General features: G+C 66.9%; 14 protein-coding genes. 7 read left to right on the top strand and 7 right to left on the bottom strand.

What is annotated here, in order from left to right:
- From ftcD to VEG08_15195, 3 genes are all read left to right on the top strand, one after another.
- The coding region (gene ftcD / locus VEG08_15205) for a glutamate formimidoyltransferase (protein ID HXZ29341.1) at positions 1-1,365 on the top strand (1,365 nt) is incomplete at its 5' end.
- A gap of 165 nt (positions 1,366-1,530) precedes the next feature.
- Complete coding sequence (locus VEG08_15200; GenBank protein ID HXZ29340.1) at positions 1,531-2,370, top strand: PilZ domain-containing protein; 840 nt, start codon at positions 1,531-1,533, stop codon at positions 2,368-2,370.
- A 45-nt stretch (positions 2,371-2,415) separates the two neighbouring features.
- Positions 2,416-3,807, top strand: a complete 1,392-nt coding sequence (locus tag VEG08_15195; GenBank protein HXZ29339.1) for an MFS transporter — start codon at positions 2,416-2,418, stop codon at positions 3,805-3,807.
- Position 3,808: 1 nt separating this feature from the next.
- On the opposite strand, the gene VEG08_15190 is transcribed toward VEG08_15195, so the two are convergent.
- Positions 3,809-5,527, bottom strand: a complete 1,719-nt coding sequence (locus VEG08_15190) for a caspase family protein (protein ID HXZ29338.1) — start codon at positions 5,525-5,527, stop codon at positions 3,809-3,811.
- A 137-nt stretch (positions 5,528-5,664) separates the two neighbouring features.
- On the opposite strand from VEG08_15190, the gene VEG08_15185 reads away from it, so the two are divergent.
- Positions 5,665-6,597 carry a hypothetical protein gene (locus VEG08_15185; protein HXZ29337.1) on the top strand — a complete coding sequence of 311 codons (933 nt, stop codon included), beginning with the start codon at positions 5,665-5,667 and terminating at the stop codon, positions 6,595-6,597.
- 55 nt (positions 6,598-6,652) lie between these two features.
- Here the strand turns inward: VEG08_15185 and arsM are convergent, their stop codons facing one another.
- Together arsM and VEG08_15175 are read right to left on the bottom strand one after the other, a co-directional pair.
- Positions 6,653-7,486, bottom strand: a complete 834-nt coding sequence (gene arsM, locus VEG08_15180; GenBank protein HXZ29336.1) for an arsenite methyltransferase — start codon at positions 7,484-7,486, stop codon at positions 6,653-6,655.
- 12 nt (positions 7,487-7,498) lie between these two features.
- On the bottom strand, positions 7,499-7,804 hold the full coding sequence (locus tag VEG08_15175; protein ID HXZ29335.1) for a metalloregulator ArsR/SmtB family transcription factor: 306 nt from the start codon (positions 7,802-7,804) through the stop codon (positions 7,499-7,501).
- A 147-nt stretch (positions 7,805-7,951) separates the two neighbouring features.
- On the opposite strand from VEG08_15175, the gene VEG08_15170 reads away from it, so the two are divergent.
- Complete coding sequence (locus VEG08_15170) at positions 7,952-8,563, top strand: sulfite oxidase-like oxidoreductase (protein ID HXZ29334.1); 612 nt, start codon at positions 7,952-7,954, stop codon at positions 8,561-8,563.
- A gap of 81 nt (positions 8,564-8,644) precedes the next feature.
- Here VEG08_15170 and VEG08_15165 read toward each other — a convergent pair whose 3' ends face one another.
- From VEG08_15165 to VEG08_15150, 4 genes are all read right to left on the bottom strand, one after another.
- Positions 8,645-9,313: an SPOR domain-containing protein gene (locus VEG08_15165; protein HXZ29333.1), complete on the bottom strand. Its 669-nt coding sequence runs from the start codon at positions 9,311-9,313 to the stop codon at positions 8,645-8,647.
- 54 nt (positions 9,314-9,367) lie between these two features.
- Positions 9,368-10,135 carry a slipin family protein gene (locus tag VEG08_15160; protein ID HXZ29332.1) on the bottom strand — a complete coding sequence of 256 codons (768 nt, stop codon included), beginning with the start codon at positions 10,133-10,135 and terminating at the stop codon, positions 9,368-9,370.
- A 99-nt stretch (positions 10,136-10,234) separates the two neighbouring features.
- Positions 10,235-11,527, bottom strand: coding sequence for a nodulation protein NfeD (locus VEG08_15155; GenBank protein ID HXZ29331.1), 1,293 nt, complete (start codon positions 11,525-11,527; stop codon positions 10,235-10,237).
- A gap of 20 nt (positions 11,528-11,547) precedes the next feature.
- Complete coding sequence (locus VEG08_15150; GenBank protein ID HXZ29330.1) at positions 11,548-13,143, bottom strand: tetratricopeptide repeat protein; 1,596 nt, start codon at positions 13,141-13,143, stop codon at positions 11,548-11,550.
- Positions 13,144-13,378: 235 nt separating this feature from the next.
- Here VEG08_15150 and VEG08_15145 point away from each other — a divergent pair, with 235 nt between their 5' ends.
- Positions 13,379-15,313 (top strand): DUF3857 domain-containing protein, encoded by a 1,935-nt coding sequence (locus tag VEG08_15145; GenBank protein ID HXZ29329.1) that lies wholly within the window; start codon positions 13,379-13,381, stop codon positions 15,311-15,313.
- Positions 15,273-17,101 (top strand): DUF3857 and transglutaminase domain-containing protein (locus VEG08_15140; GenBank protein ID HXZ29328.1); only part of this gene is annotated, 1,829 nt, incomplete at its 3' end. The genes VEG08_15145 and VEG08_15140, both read left to right, overlap by 41 nt.

Raw genomic sequence — 17,101 nt, 5'->3', positions numbered from 1 at the left:
CGCGAGATGGACGCCGACCACAACCGCTGCGTCATCACGCTCGTCGGCCCGCGCGAGGCCATCGGCGAAGCCGCCCTGCGCGGCGTGGGCAAGGCCGCCGAACTCATCGACCTGACCCAGCACCAGGGCGCGCACCCGCGCATGGGCGCCGCCGACGTCGTGCCCTTCATTCCCATCGAAGGCGTCACCATCGAAGACTGCGTGCAGCTTGCCCGCCAGGTGGGCGAAGAGATCTGGAAGCGCTACCAGATCCCCGTCTATCTCTACGAGGCTGCGGCCGCCACCCCTGAGCGCCAGAACCTGGAGAACATTCGCCGCGGGCAATTCGAGGGCCTGCGCGAAGAGGTGAAGACCAACCCCGCCCGACGTCCCGACTTCGGTGAGCCGCGCCTGCATCCCACCGCCGGCGCCACCGTGGTGGGCGCGCGCAAGTTCCTCATCGCTTACAACATCTACCTCAACACCCCCGATGTGGAGGTGGCCAAGAAGGTGGCCAAGGCCATCCGCTACTCCAACGGCGGGCTGCGATACGTGAAGGCGGCGGGCTTCCCGGTGCGCGGCCTGGCCCAGGTCTCCATGAACCTCACCGACTTCGAGCAAACCCCGATCGCGCGCGTCTTCGAGGTGGTGAAGCGCGAGGCCGCGCGCTACGGGGTGCTGCCCGCCTTCAGCGAGATCGTGGGGCTGATCCCCAAGAAGGCGCTGGAGGCGGCCTCGGAGTGGTTCCTGCAGATCGAGAACTTCGATTCCTCGCTGATTTTGGAGAACCGGCTGGCGGCGGTGATGAGCGGCAAGATGGCGGTGGGCGGCCTGCGGGCCGGGGTGGAGCCCTTCGTCGAGCAACTGGCCGCGCCCATCAGCACTCCCGGCGGCGGCTCGGCTTCCGCGGCGGCGGCGGCCATGGCGGCGGGACTGACGGCTATGGTGGCCGGGATGTCGCGCGGCAAGAAGAATTATGTGCAGTACGAGCGCCAACTGAGCGAGGCCCTGGCCCGCTTGGCGCAACTGCGGGAGGAATTGAAGGCGGCGATCGACGCCGACGCCGAGGCCTACAAGAGCGTGGTCGCGGCCTACAAGCAGGCCAAGGATGCCGCCGGCTCCAACGGCGCCGTGCGCGATGCGCTGAAAACCGCCACCAGCGTGCCTCTCCAGGTGGCGGAGCGGGCCCGGGAAGTGGGGCGCATCGCGGAGTCGCTGCGGCCCATCACCAATCCCAACATGGCCTCCGATCTGACGGTGGCGCTGGCCCTGGCCCGCGCCGCGGTCGAAGGCGCCCTGGCCAACGTCGAGATCAATCTGACCTCGCTCGAAGACGAAGCCTTCGCCCGCGAAGTCCGCGGCCGCGCCGGCGCGCTGAAGATTTAGGGACCCACACCTCCCATCATCCCCAACAGGGTTACCTTCGTGCATTGCGGCGTTACCGCCGTCAATTGACGGCGCGGAGCGGTGCTGTGAGAATGGTTCCCAAGGGAATACTGGGATAACAGCTTGGACCGTCTCCAAAGGCTCTCTCGGCAGAACTGCGACTCCGTGGAGAAAGTGTGCGCGGAGCTAGCCGGCATCTTCTCCGTGCGCCGCGACGAGGTAGCGCTGCTGCGGGTGCAGGGCAGGATGCTGCACTTCGTCTACCCGCCGGAGCTGCAGGCGGCGGGCGCCATCCCTATCTCCAGCTCGGCCGTCGCCGCCCGCACCGCCTCCACGCGCAAGGCGGAGCTGTTCAACAGCTTCGTCAAGGTCAAGCACAGCAGCGTCTTCGAGACGGTCAAACTGGGTTCGGAGGAGTCCAGCAGCGAGCCTGAGGCGCGCGTGATCCAGAAGCTGATGTCGTCGCCCGTGGTAGATGAGCACCGCAAGGTGCTGGGCGTCGTCCAGATCTCCCGCAAGGGCGCCACCCTGGCTGCGGCGGGCCCCGACTTCACCGCCGGAGACCTGCGCGACCTGGAGGCCGCGGGCCGCCGCGTGGGAAGCCTGGGCGTGCTGGCGGTGGCGAGCGAAGCTCCCAAGCCGGCCGCCCCCAGGCCCGAGGAGCGTCGCGCCTTCCCGCGCTGGCCCGTCCAGCTCAGCATGCAGTACGGAAGGGCGCCCGACTTCACCCTGGGAGTGGCCTCCGACATCAGCGAGGGCGGCATGGGCTTTGCCGGCGACCGGCACTACGAGGTGGGCGACGAGATCGAGGTGAAGTTCTTCCTGGATCTGCCCGGCTCCAAGTGGTTTCACAGCAAGGCCCTGGTACGGCGCGCCGAGAAGGGCGAGCTCGGGGTAGAGTTCGTGGGCCTGCCGCCCTCCGAGCGGGCCCGTCTGGCCGAGTCGCTGCGCTCCTATGCCGCCCGCCGCAAGGCCGAGCCCGTGGCCAAGACCGCGGGCAGGTAGCGCGCCGATTGTCCGGGAGGCCGGCGTTCTATAGAATGCCGCCTCATGCCTGCGGAAGCTACGGCCGTCCCCGCTCCCGCGGCCCCCGACGAACCCAGTCCCTCCCTGCGCTACGCCTGGTACGTCGTGGGCGTGCTCACCCTGGCCTACGTCTTCTCCTTCATCGACCGCCAGATCTTCAGCCTGCTGGTGACCCCGCTGCGCCACGACCTGCAGATCAGCGATACCCAGATCAGCCTGCTGCAGGGGCTGAGCTTCGCGCTCTTCTATACCTTCTTCGGGATCCCCATCGGGCGGCTGGCCGACATCCATAGCCGGCGGCGCATCATCGCGCTCGGCCTCCTGGCCTGGAGCCTGCTGACCACCGCTTGCGGCCTGGCCCACACCTTCTGGCAGATGTTGTTCCTGCGCATGGGCGTGGGCGTGGGGGAGGCCGCGCTCTCGCCGGCCGCCTACTCCCTGATCACCGACTACTTCCCGCGGCGACGGCTGGCCATCGCTATCAGCGTGTATTCCATGGGGATCTACCTGGGCTCGGGCCTCTCCTACGCCGTGGGCGGGCTGGTGGTGGGCTGGGCCTCCACCCAGGCCGCCTGGACGCTTCCTCTGGTGGGCACGGTGCGGTCGTGGCAGCTCATCTTCCTGGCGCTGGGATTGCCGGGGGTGGCCATGGCGCCCTTACTCTACACCGTGCGCGAGCCGGCGGCGCGGCTTGCGACTGCACGGAAGCGTCCGGCGGTGCCGCTCCGCCAGGTTTTCTCCTATATCGGCAGGAACGGCCGCACTTTCGTGCTGCACAATATGGGTTTCGGCCTGCTGGCGCTCTCCGGCTATGCGGGCGCGGCCTGGATCCCGGAGTTCTTCCACCGTAGCTTCCAGTGGAGCATCCGCTCGGCGGGCGTCGCCTTCGGTCTGAACGTAGGCATCTTCGGCAGTCTCGGGATCATCGGGGCGGGCTGGATGGCGGACCGGCTGCGCGCGCGCGGCCGCGCCAACGCCAACCTGTTCGTGGGGGCGGTGGCGGCGATGCTGCTGATCCCCGTCGGCTGCGCGGTTTTCTTGTCGCCCTCGCCGAGGTGGTCGCTGGCGCTGCTGGCGCCCCTGGTGCTGCTGCAGTCGGCGCCTTTCGGCGTCGCCCCCGCCGCCATCCAGGAGATGATGCCGGCGGAGATGCGCGGCCAGGCCTCGGCCCTCTACCTGTTCGTCATCAACCTCATCGGCCTGGGCATCGGCCCCACCGCGGTGGCCGCCTGCACCCAGTACCTCTTCCGGCGGGATACGGCGCTGAACTACTCGCTGGCGCTGGTGACGGCCGCCGCCTGCGGCCTGGGAGGGATGCTTCTTTACGGCGCACTCAAGCCCTTCTTGGCCAGCCTGGAGCGGCAGCGAGCCTGGGCCCTGAGCCAGGCAACGGCGGCTTCGGGGGAGGCCGACTGAATCAGTTCTGAGGCGGCGCAGGCGCGCCTTGGGGCCCGCCCGCAATGAAAAGAAAATCGCTGCCGGGCTCGTTGTGCCCAAACTCTCCCGCGCGTGGCTCCGGCGTGACTTTTTCGACGTACGGAAGAAGCCTGTTCATGGTGAGGATGCCTTCTTTGCCTCCCCGGCTGCGCATCGCCTCCAGCAGGCGGCGGGCGAAGGGGGAGTGCTGGCCCGGACGGCCGTCGCCCACGTACTCCTTCCCACCGGAGGTCAGGTAGCGACGCGTCTTGTACTTCATCTTGCGCTGCACGAACTCGGCCTTCGAGACCTCCTGGTACTCGTCGTCACCACCGCGGCCGGTGGCCCGGGTGATACGTTCATCGAAGGTGCCGCCGAAGCACACGTCCAGCACCAGGAAGATGTGCTTGGCGTGAATGTTGTCCACGGCCGTGCGCAGGCTGGAGAAAGGGTAAGCCGTGCTGGGAAGATCGTCGCCCGGGGGCGCGGAATCGCGCGCGATCACGTAGCCTTCCCCGCCGGCTTCGTCGAAGTAACCGTGCCCCGCGATGAAGATAAAGAGCTCGTCATCATCCGAGAACGTCTTCTTCTGGTAGTCCTTCAGGACGGCGAAGATGTCCTTTCGAGTCGGGTTCGTAACCATCTGGGTTTCGAAGTCATAACCTTCCTTGAGCTCCTGGGCCAGGCTGGTCGCGTCGAAAACGGGGTTGCTGAGCTGGGGCCAGCTCTTGTTGTCGTACTCGTCGCCCGCAATCAACAGCGCGTAGTTCTTCGGCGCGGGTGGGGCCGGAGCCTCCGTGGGACTGGCCTCGGCCGGCTGCGCGAAGCCGCGACTCGTGCTGGCCAGGGCGGCGTCGGTGGTTAAGACGGCGAAGTCGCTTCCTGACATCCACGTGGCTGCGTGCTGGTAGGATCCGGTTCGCACCCTTTCCTCAGCGCCACCGGCGTACACATAGGCTTGGAGCTCGGATGCCCACAGCACCCCATCCTTGGGAAAAGCATCGCCTTGCCCGGAGAGAGCCCGCGCCAGGATGATTGTAAGCAGGCCATGCGTCTCTCCTTTGTCGTCTCGGCCCTCCCAGCCCGGCCCCTCGTACCCCACCACCAGCAAGCTGCGGTTCGCCAGTTCGAGGGCCTCCTTGGAGTCTTCTTCCACGTGGGAGCGAAAGATCTGGACCGCTAGGTCCGAATAGCTGGCGTCGAATATTACGAGCTGGTGGCCGGCCTGGACCCTGGACAGCCAGCTCTTGAGGAGACGGCCGGGGATCCCGCTCTCCGGGCCGGCCTGGTTGGCGTTGGACATGGCGAGGAAGAACTCGTCCCCTGCTCCGCTAGGCGTGCCCGCCCCGCCGCGGTAGGCGTGCCCGGCAAAGTAAACGACCACCGTGTCGTCCGGTTTGGACTCGTGGATGATGTGGTTGATTGCCGCTTCGACCCGTTCGCGGGTGGCGTCGCGGTCCAAGAGCACCTGCTTGTCCACGCGGACATAGCGGGGCACGGACTTCTTCTCCAACGCCGCCACGATGGCGGTCACGTCGTTCTTGCAGCCTCCCAGATTGACGAACTGGCCGTGGTCGCCGCGTGGGTATTCGTCGATACCGACCGCCAGGATGTACAGGGTTCCGGGGATGTCCTGCTCAAACGTGACGCCGCCCCTGCTCCTCATCGGGAACAACAGGCTTGCAACGAGAAGCATGAGGATGGCTCGTGTCGCCTTCACGGCCGGGGATTCTACACCACCCGGAAGAAGGTCCGAAATCGTCCTGTCGCCCAGGATTGCTATAATCAACCAATCGCACACCCCGCGACTCCAAGCGCAGGACGGGCTTCGCGCAGCGCCTGCAGAAGTGAGGTTTCATGAAGTACCGCATCATGCTCCTGGCCGCTCTCCTCTTCAGCGGGCTGCCCGCGCTGGCCACCGGCCTGGGCACCTCGGCGCGCGTCATGATCCCCGGCAACGTGCAGCAGATCATCTCGGTGGACTACCGCACCCTGCGCAATTCGCCTACCGGCATGGCGCTGAAGGAGCGGGTCCTGCCCCAGAACCTGAAGGCGACGGAGGGCGCGCTGCGTAACGTGGGCATCGAGCCCGGCGCTATCGAGCAAATCACCTTTGCCTCGGTGCGGGGCAAGGACGGCAGCCTGCGCCTGCTTTGCTTGGCCTCCGGTACCTTCACACGCGCCGGCGTGCTGCAGAAGCTGCGCGCGCAGAAGGTCCGCGCGGCGCAGTACCGTGACTCGAATCTCTATCCTTTAGGCGTGGGTATGGAATTGACCTTCGCTGACCCCTCCACCCTGGTCTTCGGCGACCCCACCGCCCTGCGCCAGGCCCTGGACGCGCGCGACGGGTTCGCCGAGAGCCTGGCTGCCAACTCCCAGATGACCGACATGATGAGCGACGTGGATTCGGGCGCGGTGTGGAGCGTGCTCGACTCCATCGGCACCCAGACCATGCTGCGCTCGGCGCTGGGCCAGGCCTCTTCGCTCGATACCTACGGCACCGTCAGCCAGCGGCTGCTGGGCTCCCGCTACGCCATGGACTTCGGCAACGGCGTGAACTTCGACCTCAAGGTGGCCACCACCGACCAGATGACCGCGGCTACCCTGTCCTCGCTCCTGCAGGCGGCCCTGCTCTTCCGCCGGCAGCAGGCCACGGGCGTGGAAAAGACCGCCCTGGACAACGTGACCGTGGATTCCGACAGCCACGACCTCAAGGTCCACTTCGAGAGCGACGACCAGCGCTTCCAGGCGCTGATGAAGTCGGACATCTTCAAGATGGTCTCGCGCTAGGCAGGACTGGGAAGCAGGGAAGGGGCGGCCCGCAGCCGCCCCTTTTCTCTTGGCCTCAGCCGCAGCAGGAGCGAGACACCTGGGTGGTGGCCGCAGGCTTGCGCCCGTGCAGCCGGATGGAGACCAGGGCGGAGGCAGCTTCGCGCAGCGCTCCCTCCCCGAAGCGCTCGATCAGCGGCTTGAGATCGCTGGTCCAGGCTGCGGCCAGGGCATTGCCGTCGCTCATCTGCGGGATGCTCAAGTCGGTCAAGCCGGCCTGCAAAGCCAGGCGCACGTAATCGCCCATGAGGCTGGCCCCGGCTACGCAGCCCACGTAGGCGCTGACGTCGGCGGCGATGGCCGCGGGCAGCGCGCGCAGCAGCACCAGGTCGCTCACCGCGAAGCGGCCGCCGGGTTTGAGCACGCGCGCCACCTCGCGGAAGACCGCGGGCTTGTCGGCGGAGAGGTTGATGACGCAGTTGCTGATGACGAAGTCCACCGCGGCGTCGTCCACCGGCAAGCGCTCGATCTGCCCCTTGCGGAACTCGACGTTGCCGGCGCCCAGGTCGGCGGCGTTCTTGCGCGCCAGCGCCAGCATGTCGTCGGTCATGTCCACTCCGATCACCCGGCCGCTGGGACCGACCCGGCGCCAGGCCAGGAAGGCGTCGAATCCGGCGCCGCTGCCCAAGTCGAGCACGGTCATGCCCGGCTGGAGGTCGGCCAGGGCCAGAGGATTGCCGCAGCCCAACCCCAGGTTGGCCTGCCCGGCCAGCTCCAGGTCCTCGGCGGAGTAGCCGATGGCCGCTTTGGACTGGCCGGGGGTGCCGCAGCCGCACCCCGGCCGCTGCCCGCGCGCGATCTCGCCGTAACGTTCCTGGACCGCCTGCGTGATGTCTTCCTTGGTCTTCATCCGCTTCCTCCTTCAGAGTTCGACGCGCAGGGCGCGGCGCAGTTTTTCCAGGCCGCGCTCATGGCGGCGGTACCACATCCATTGTTCGTGCTTCTCCGAGCGCACCAGCCCAGCCTCCTTCAGGATGGCCATGTGGTGGGAGACGGTGGGCTGGGAGAGGCGCACTCGCGCCTCGATGTCGCAGGCGCACATCCCCACCGGGCGGGCGATGGAGCAGCAGCCCTTCTGGGTGAGCAGGCGCAGGATCTTGCGCCGGGTGGGGTCGGCGATGGCGCGCAGCATGCGGCTCAGCGGATCGTGGGAGACGGGATGCGGCATATCGACACCTGTCAATATGATGTATACCCTATCCATCGACAGACGTCAATCTGTATCTTCCCGCCCCCGGCGGCATCGCTTGGCCGGCCTCCCCGGCCGGACCTCCCCGGGGCAGGGTACAATCGTTCCCAGTCCCGGGGGAGACCCATGCTCTTCGATGGCAGCGAACGCAAGCAGGAAGAACGCAAGAAGCTGGAGGAGGGCCGCCTGCCTCCCGGGCAGTCGCTCACCCTGAAGTGGCCGGTGCTGCACTACGGCTCGGTGCCGCGCTTCGACCCGGCGCGCTGGGTCTTCCGCATCACCGGGCTGGTGGAGCAACCCCTCAGCCTGTCCTGGGAAGAGTTCAACCGCCTGCCCCGCATCGAGGACACCAGCGACTTCCACTGCGTCACCCGCTGGAGCCGCTTCGACAACCGCTGGGGCGGAGTGGCTTTCCGCGAACTTCTCCAGCGGGTGAAGCTGGGGCCGCGCGCCGGCTTCGTGCTGGTGCACGCCGAGCAGGGCTTCACCGCCAACGTCCCCCTGCCCGACCTCGACCGCCCCAACGTGCTCTTGGCCACCCACCACGACGGCCAGCCGCTCACTCCCGAGCACGGCTACCCCCTCCGCCTGATCGTGCCCCACCTCTATGCCTGGAAGTCGGTGAAGTGGGTGCGGGGGATCGAGTTCTTCGACCACGACGTCCCCGGCTTCTGGGAGCAGAACGGCTACCACATGTATGGGGATCCCTGGAAGGAGCAGAGGTTCGACACGGACTGAGTGAATTGAGCGATCAAGTCATCGGTTCATCGCGTCATTGACTTCCAATGACTCGATGGCCCGATGACTCGATGGCTCGATTCACTTCTTGAGGATGGGGTTGTAGCCGTCTGCGGCCAGGCGGGCCTTCATGGCCTGAGCGTCCTTGAGATCGGAGAACGGTCCTACCTGCACGTGCAACAGCTTGTCGCTGGGCGCGCTGGTGACGAAGGCGGGATACTGCTTCTGGTGGAGGGCATCCACCAGCGCCTGGGCGTCTTGCGGCTTGGTCACCGCCGCCACCTGCACCGAGTACCCGGACAGCGTGACCGGGGCGGCGCTCTTCTCGGGTGTGGCCAGCTTGCTCGCGGCAGCCGGGGCGGGAGCCGCGGCGGCAGCGTCCGGGTCGGGCGCGGCGGTCGCAGGCGGGGACAACTGCGCGTTGGCGTCCTTCTGTTCCACCGACTTATAAAAAGTCATCTGGTCGGAAGAGGCGGGTGCGGCTCCCTGCGCGCTGCAGTCCTGCCCCTGGGGACAGGCTGCGGCGGAGTCCGCGGGCACCGCGGGGGAAGGCTTGCTAGCGTCGGAGGGGGTGGCCGCGGCCGCGTCGGGAACCAGCGACCCGGCCTTGACGGCCGCGGTCTTGCCCATGGTATAGCCCAAGCCGAAGAAGACGGCACAGACCATCACCAGGCCTACAAACAGCAGCAGCAGCTTGCCGGTTCCCGTGTGGACTTCGTTATATTCCGGTTCCTGCTCTTCGTAATCCATGCCCAACTTCTAACCCAAGTCGGGCCGGACGGCTAGTAACCCCGGAAATACCCGCTACTTCTGGCTGCTGACCTTCTCCAGCAGATGGCTCAGCCCGGTCACGATGTCCACCGGCACGGGGAAGACGATGGTGGTGTTCTTCTCCGCGCCGATCTCGGTCAGGGTCTGCAGGTAGCGCAACTGGATAGTGATGGGCTCGCCGGCCAGCACCTTGGCGGCGTCGGCCAGGCGCTGCGCGGCCGCGAACTCGCCCTCCGCGTGGATGATCTTCGAGCGCTTCTCGCGCTCCGCCTCCGCCTGCTTGGCCATGGCGCGGATCATGTTCTCATTCAGGTCCACCTGCTTGACCTCGACGTTCACCACCTTCACGCCCCAGGGGTCGGTGTGGGTGTCGAGGATGGTCTGCAGCCGCAGGTTGAGCTTCTCTCGGTGAGCCAGCAATTCGTCCAATTCCACCTCGCCCAGCACCGAGCGCAGCGTGGTCTGCGCGAACTGCGAGGTCTGGTAGAGGTAGTTGGAGACCTGGATCACGGCCTTGTTGGGGTCGATGACGCGCAGGAAGATGACCGCGTTCACCTTCAGGGTGACGTTGTCGCGGGTGATGATGTCCTGGGGCGGCACCTCCAGCGCGTCCTGCCGCAGGGAGATGCGCACGATGCGGTCCACCGGGGCGAAGACCAGGATCACGCCCGGCCCCTTGGGGGCCGGCAGCACGTGCCCCAGGCGGAAGATCACGCCGCGCTCGTACTCGCGCAGGATCTTGATGGAACTCAGGATGTAGATGACGAAGATGATGATGACCACAGCCAGGAAACCACCCATAAAGCCTCCATTCGCGGGCGAAGCGGCGCGCCGCTCTCGTCCGGGATTGTATATCAGGGCCGAAGGCCGAAAAAGAAGAACAGCGTGTGACTTCCCGCCTCAGGCTTGGCCGGGGCGCGAGCCGGCGGGCGCGGGCTCCACCTCGAGCACCAGCCCCTTGACGGTGCGCACCCGCACCGGGTCGCCGGGATTGATCTGCGCCGCCGCCACCGCGTTCCAGATCTCGCCGTTGACGAAGATCTTGCCTTGCGGCGCCAGCGCCGTCTGGGCCACCCCCACCATGCCCACCAGGCCCTCCTTGCCGGTCTGCACCTTGGCGCGCCGCGCCTTCAGCACCAGGCCGACGAGAAAGACCGTAATCACCCCCATGGGAATGCTGACGGCCAGCGCGGTGCCCAGCCGCACCCGCATCTCCGGGATGGGGCTGTCCACCAGCATGAGCGCCCCGATCACCATGACCACGATGCCGCCGATGGTCAGCACCCCGTGAGTCTGGAACTTGGCCTCCAGGGCAAAGAGCACGAAGCCGGCGATGATCAGGATCAGGGCCGCATAGCGCGTGGGCAGCAGGTGGAAGGAGAAGAGCGCCAGCAGGATGAAGATGAATCCCACCACCCCGGGTACCACTGCTCCAGGATGGTTGAACTCCGCGTACAGCGCCAGCATCCCGATGGTGAACAGGATGAAGGCCACGTTGGGATCGATCAGGTAGTTGAGGATGCGCTGCTTCAGCGACATGTCGAAGCTGCGGATCTGGGCGTTGGCCAGGTGCAGGGTCACCTTCTCGCCGCTGAAGCGCGTGACCTCGCGGCCGTCGAGCTGCTTGAGCAGATCCTGGTCGCTGGCCGCCACCACGTCGATGAGGTGCTGCTGCAACGCCTCCTGGTCGGTGAAGGACTTGGACTGGCGCACCGCGCTCTCCGCCACCGCCACGTTGCGCCCGCGCTTGGAGACGAAGGAGCGCATGAAGGCGGCCGAGTCGTTCTCCAGCTTCTCCTTCATGACCGGATCCATCTTTTCGTCGCCGCCGGGACCGATGATCACGGGATGGGCGGCGCCGGTGTTGGTCCCGGGAGCCATGGCAGCCACGTCGGCGGACTCCAGGATGAAGAAGCCGGCGGAGGCGGCGTAGCCGCCGCTGGGTGCCACGTAGACGATCACCGGCACCGGCGAGGCCAGGATCTTCTGGATGATCTCGCGGGTGGAGTCGGAGAGTCCGCCGGGGGTACGCAACTCGATGAGCACGGCCTGGTCGCGCTGCTGCGCGGCGGTGTCGATGGCGCGGCCGATGTACTCCGCAGAGATGGGCTGGATGGTGTCGTCCACGCTGATCTTCAGGACTTGGGCGCGGGCGGCGGAGGCTCCCAGCAGCATCCCCAGGAGCAGAAGCATTCGCAGGGTGAGGTGCGCTTTCATGGCTTGGGCAGCGGCGGCGCTTTCTGCGCGCGCTGGGCTGCGATCTCGCGCTCGAGCGCGAGGGCGGCGGCATCGCCGGGAGCCAGCCCCAGGGCCTGCTCCACGCTGCGGGCCGCCTCGTCTATCTTATTGTCCCTCAAATCCAGCCTCGCCAGCACCAGATATGCCTCCACCGAAGGCTGCAGGCGGAGCGAGGCCTGGGCCTCGGCGCGCGCCCCGGCGTAGTCCAGGCGCTTCTCCAGCGCCTGCGCCAGCCCGGCGTGGGCGGCGGCGTTGGTGGGGTCCAGGGTGATGGCCTCGCGGAACTGCTTCTCCGCCTCCGGCAGGTAACCCTGCGCCAGCATCTCGCGGCCGCGGTCCGCATGGGCGCGGGCGTGAGTGCGGTCGTCCAGCTGCGAGAGCCGCATCTCGCTGACGTTCTCGATCTCCATGGCCAACTGCCGGTAGGAGGTCTCGTCGTAGCCGAGCTCGATCCGCTCCAGGGGAAGCTTGCCGGCGGGCAGGGGCAGGGCGCCCGCTGCCGTGAGCGCCTGCTGCAGCGATTCCGCCTCGCTGTCCTGGGGATGCAGCTCCAAGGCGGCCCGCAGCTCCCGCGCCGCCCCCGCCGTCTCTCCCGCCCGCGCCAGCGAGACCGCCAGATTGAAGTGATAGTCCGGGTTGTTGGGATCGGCTTCGACGGCGCGCTGAAAGTACTGCCGCGCCTGCGCCTGGCCGCGCCGCGCCGCTACCACGCCCAGATTGTTGGTCACCTCGGAGAGGGGGATGACCGAGGCCACGAAGTCGAAGGCTTCCTGGGCCCGCTGAAACTGCCCCAGATAGTAGCAGGCCAATCCCAGGTAGAAGCTGGCCTCGCGTCCCAGGGGATCGCTGCGAGGCACATGCGCCAGGGTGGCGGCCGCGCTCTCGTAGTCCTTGGTGTTGAAGTAGGCCTTGCCCAGCTCGAGCTGGGCGCGAGCGTAGCTGGGATTCAGGCGCACGGCGCGGCGGAAGTAGGGGATGCGCTCCTCGTCGCTGCCCGCGATGGTGCCGCGCATGTAGGCTTCCAGGGCATCGAGACGGATGGGGGGCGCCGCTGCTACGAACTCGTTGCGCGAAAGGGTCAGCGCCGGGTTCAGCAGGCGCAGGACGTCCCAGGCCAGCGCGTTCTGGATGTCGAGCAACTTGACCAGCGGGCCCGACTCCTTCATCTCCGGCGAGAGGTGCAGGCGGCGCATGTCGAGGAGCTGGGCGGTGGCGCCGAAGGTCTGCCCGTCGAAGGTGTAGCTGCCCAGCACCACGTAGTCGGCGTCCATGGCCTCGGCGATGCGCAGCACGGTGGCCCGCGAGGGATGCACGCTCGCGGGGATGCCCAGGCGGTCGAAGGCGTAGAGCCGGTCGGCCCGGCTCACCAGGAAGAGGTTGCCGGTGCCCAGGCGCTCGCCCATCACCTCGGGGAAGGATTCGCCGATCCAATCCAGCCCCGGAGCCTGGGAGAGGTTGTCGAAGGGCATGACCAGGAGGATGCGGGTGGCGGGAGGGGCCGCGGCTTGGGCCACCAGCCGCGCCGGCGCCAGCGCTGCCGCCAGCAGGAGCAGTAGGGAAAGGCGCTTCAAGATACCCTCGATTATAGCGGGGAGGGCGCCGCCGGGGCGCCCCCGGGCGTGTGCGCTCGGGTCTTCCGGCAGCCTGGGAACGTTCCGTTCCCGGAACAGGAGCCTCAATTCCATTGACACTCCCCCAAAATGGAGGTATGGTGCGGCTTCCGAACGACCCGGGGCGACGGTCTGCGTCTTCCGATGAGCCACGGTCGGGCGCTCACCCTCGGGCTGCGGGTCCCGGGAGGCCGCCATGAAACGTACCCTGCAAGCCCTGATGATCGCCGCGCTGCTGCTGTGCCCGGCCGCGCCCCTGCTCGCCGCCGACTGGCCGCCGGTGGACCCCCAGGAGCTGGCCCTGAAGGACGACCCCGCGCATCCCGGCGTGGCGGCCATCATCCTCTACCACGAGGACAACCTCGATAATGCGCAGAGCGTCGAGACGCAGTATTACCGCATCAAGATCTTCACCGAAGCGGGGAAGAAGTACGCCGACATCGAGATCCCCTACAACCGTGGTTTTTACAGCGTCGAGAACATCCAGGCGCGGACCATCCATCCCGACGGCAGCATCGTGCCTTTCACCGGGAAGGCCTTCGACAAAGTGCTGGCCAAACGCGGTGACTTCAACCTCCAGGCCAAGACCTTCAGCCTGCCCGATGTCCAGCCGGGCAGCGTGCTGGAATACAAATTCACCATCCGCTGGGATCAGTCCTACTGGGTCGCCCCCAAGTGGATCGTGCAGCAGGAGCTGTTCACCCGCAGGGCCAGCTTCGTCCTCAAGGCTCCTCCCGGGATCCAGGTGGGCTACACCTGGTTCCTGCCCCAGAACCTCGGGAGGCCGCAATCCCTCAACGACGGCACCGTGCACCTGGTCGTGGAGAACGTTCCCGCGTTCCAGAAGGAGGAGTACAGCCCTCCCGAGGACTCGCTGAAGATGCGCGTCCTCTTCTACCGGACGCCGGAAGGCGCGCCGGGGATGGACGAATACTGGAAGCGAGAAGGGAAGGAGCTGTACAAGGACCTGGAGGATTTCACCAAGAAGCGTAAGGGCGTGGTGCAGGCGGTGGCCACGCTGGCGCAGCCCAGCGACCCTCCCGAGGCCAAGCTGCGCAAGCTCTACGCTCGCGCCCAGCAGATCCGCAATCTGAGCTTCGAGGAGGAGAAGACGGAGCAGGAAACCAAGCGCGAGAAGCTCAAGGAGGCCGACAACGCCGAGAAGATCCTGGAGCACGGCTACGGCTATCACAACCAGATCAACCGCACTTTCGCCGCTATGGCCGAGGCGGCCGGCTTTGAGGTCAGCCTGGTGTGGGTCACCGAGCGCGACGACAGCATCTTCCAACCCGCGCTGCTCGACCTATCCCAGCTGACGCGCGTACTGGCGGGGGTGAAGCTGGGCGGCGAGGAAGTGTTCTTCGATCCGGGGACGCCCCATTGCCCCTTCGGCCTGCTGCCCTGGGAAGATACCGGGGCGCGCGGCCTCCGCCCCACCAAGGACGGGGGGCAATTCCTGGAGACGCCGGTGGCGCATAGCGAGCGGGCCGTGCGCTCGCGTAAGGCCGACCTGCGCCTCAGCGAAGAGGGAACGGTGACGGGGACCCTCGCCCTCACCTTCGCCGGTTTGGAAGCTCTGGAGCAGCGCCTGGACGCTCTGCATAAGGACGAGACCGGACGCCGCAAGCAGATCGAGGACCTGGTCAAGAGCTGGCTGCCCAGCGGCGCCACGGTCAAAGTGGAGAACGTGAGCGGGTGGGACGGCACCGAGGAGCCACTCACGGCCAACGTTTCGATCGAGAGCGCGGGCGTGGCCAGCAGCACCGGGCGGCGCGTCCTGCTCCCGGCGGACTTGCTGCAGGTCAACCGTACCAATCCCTTCCAGCATGAGGCCCGCAGCTCGCCGGTGTACTTCGCGTACCCTTACCAGACCCACGATGAAGAGAGCCTGCAATTGCCCGCGGGCTGGCAGGTCGAGAGCCTGCCGCCGTCCCGCGACGTGAACGCCGGCGCGGCCCGCTATCAGGTGGTGCGCGGGGAGCAGAAAGGCGCCGTTCACCTGCAGCGCGATTTCCGCATGGACGGCGTGATCTTCGATGTCAAGTACTATCCTGCGCTGCGCGACCTGTACAGCAAGGTTGGAGCTGGTGATGAAGAACAGATGGTCCTACGCCCTGGGACGCCGAAGTAAGCTTGCCGGTCTCGCTTGTCTGCCCCTGCTGCTGGCGGCGCCGGCCCTGGCCGATCCGCCCGACTGGCTGCGCGCCGCCGCGCAAACGCCCGCCGGGAAGTACCCCGAGGAGACCAAGGCGGTCCTGCTCTACGACGAGCAGATCACCACCATCAAGGACGATGGCGAGATCACCACCGTGTACCGCGAAGCCTACCGCATCCTGCGGCCCGAAGGGCGCGATCGCGGCCAGGTGGTCGTGCCGTTTGATAATGAAACCAAGCTCACCTCCCTCAAGGGTTGGTGCCTGCCGGCGCAGGGAAAAGAGTACGAGGTCAAGGAAAAGGACGCCGTCGAAACCAGCCTCTTCAACGATTCCTTCTTCTCCGACGACCGTCAGAAGCTGCTGATCATCCCCGCCGCCGATCCCGGCAATGTCATCGGGTACGAATACGAGCAGAAACAGCGCCCCTACGTGCTGGAGGACCGCTGGATCTTCCAGGGTACGGATCCTGTCCGCCTGAGCCGCTTCACTCTGCACCTGCCCAAGGGGTGGGAGTACAAAGCCTACTGGGCCAACCATCCCGAGGTGGCGCCGCAGGCCGCGGGGGAGAACACCTGGACCTGGGAGGTGCGCGACCTGCCGGCGCTGCAACCCGAGTACGCCATGCCCCCGCTGCGCTCGCTGGTGGGGCAGTTCCACATCATCTACTACCCCCGCTCCGCCGAGCTGGCCGGCAAGAGCCTGGCCTCATGGGCGGAGGTGGGCCGCTGGTACGCCCGCCTGGCGGCGGGACGGCGCGATGCCTCCCCCGACGAGAAGCAGAAAGTGCAGGCCCTCACCGCGTCGCTGGCCACTCCCTTGGAGAAGATGCGGGTGCTCGCCGCCTACCTGCAGCGGCAGGTACGCTATGTGGACGTGGAGGTCGGCATCGGAGGCTGGCAGCCCCACGCCGCCGCCGACGTCTTCCATAACAGCTACGGCGACTGCAAGGACAAGGCTACCTTGCTCAGCAGCATGCTCGACATCATCGGCGTGAATTCTTACTACGTGATCCTCAACGACTTCCACGGCGGGGTGGAAGCCGGGGTGCCGGTGGCCCGCGGCTTCAACCACGTCATCCTGGCCATCCAGGTGCCTCCCGACGTGCCCAGCAACGCCCTGCATGCCACGGTGAAGCATCCCAAGCTGGGTACGCTCCTCATCTTCGATCCCACCAACGATCGCGTGCCCCTGGGGCTGATCCCCGAGTACGAGGAAGGCAACTCCGCGCTGCTGGTCGGTCCCGAGGGGGGTGAATTGATCGACCTGCCGCTGCTTCCGCCGGACCTCAACCGCCTGACGCGCACCGCCAAATTCACCCTCAGCGCCGACGGCCGCCTCGCCGGCCAGGTGGACGAGACCTTCTCCGGCCCCATCGCCTCCCACTATCGCGCCGCCTTCCTGCGCTCCAACGTAGCCGACCGCCGCAAGGTGATCGAGAACTATCTGGGAGGCTTTCTCAGCGGCTTTTCCCTGCAAGAGCCCACAGTGGAGAACCTCGAAAAGTACGACCAGGATCTCATCATCCACTACCAGTTCGTCTCCGAGCACTATGCCAAGCCCGCCGGCGGCCTGCTGCTCTTGCGCCCGCGCGTGCTGGGGCAGAAGGCCGACGACTTCTTTGAGGGCAAGGAACGCAAGTACCCGGTGCAGTTCGAAGCTCCTACCCTGCAGACCGACGACTTCCTGATCGACCTGCCCCCCGGCTTCACGGTGGACGACCTGCCCACCCCCGCCGACCTGGACGCCGGCTTCGCCTCCTACAA

This window comes from Terriglobales bacterium (assembly GCA_035624475.1).
Taxonomy (GTDB): Bacteria; Acidobacteriota; Terriglobia; order Terriglobales; family Acidobacteriaceae; genus DASPRL01.
This window is presented reverse-complemented; position numbering and strand designations above follow the sequence as displayed.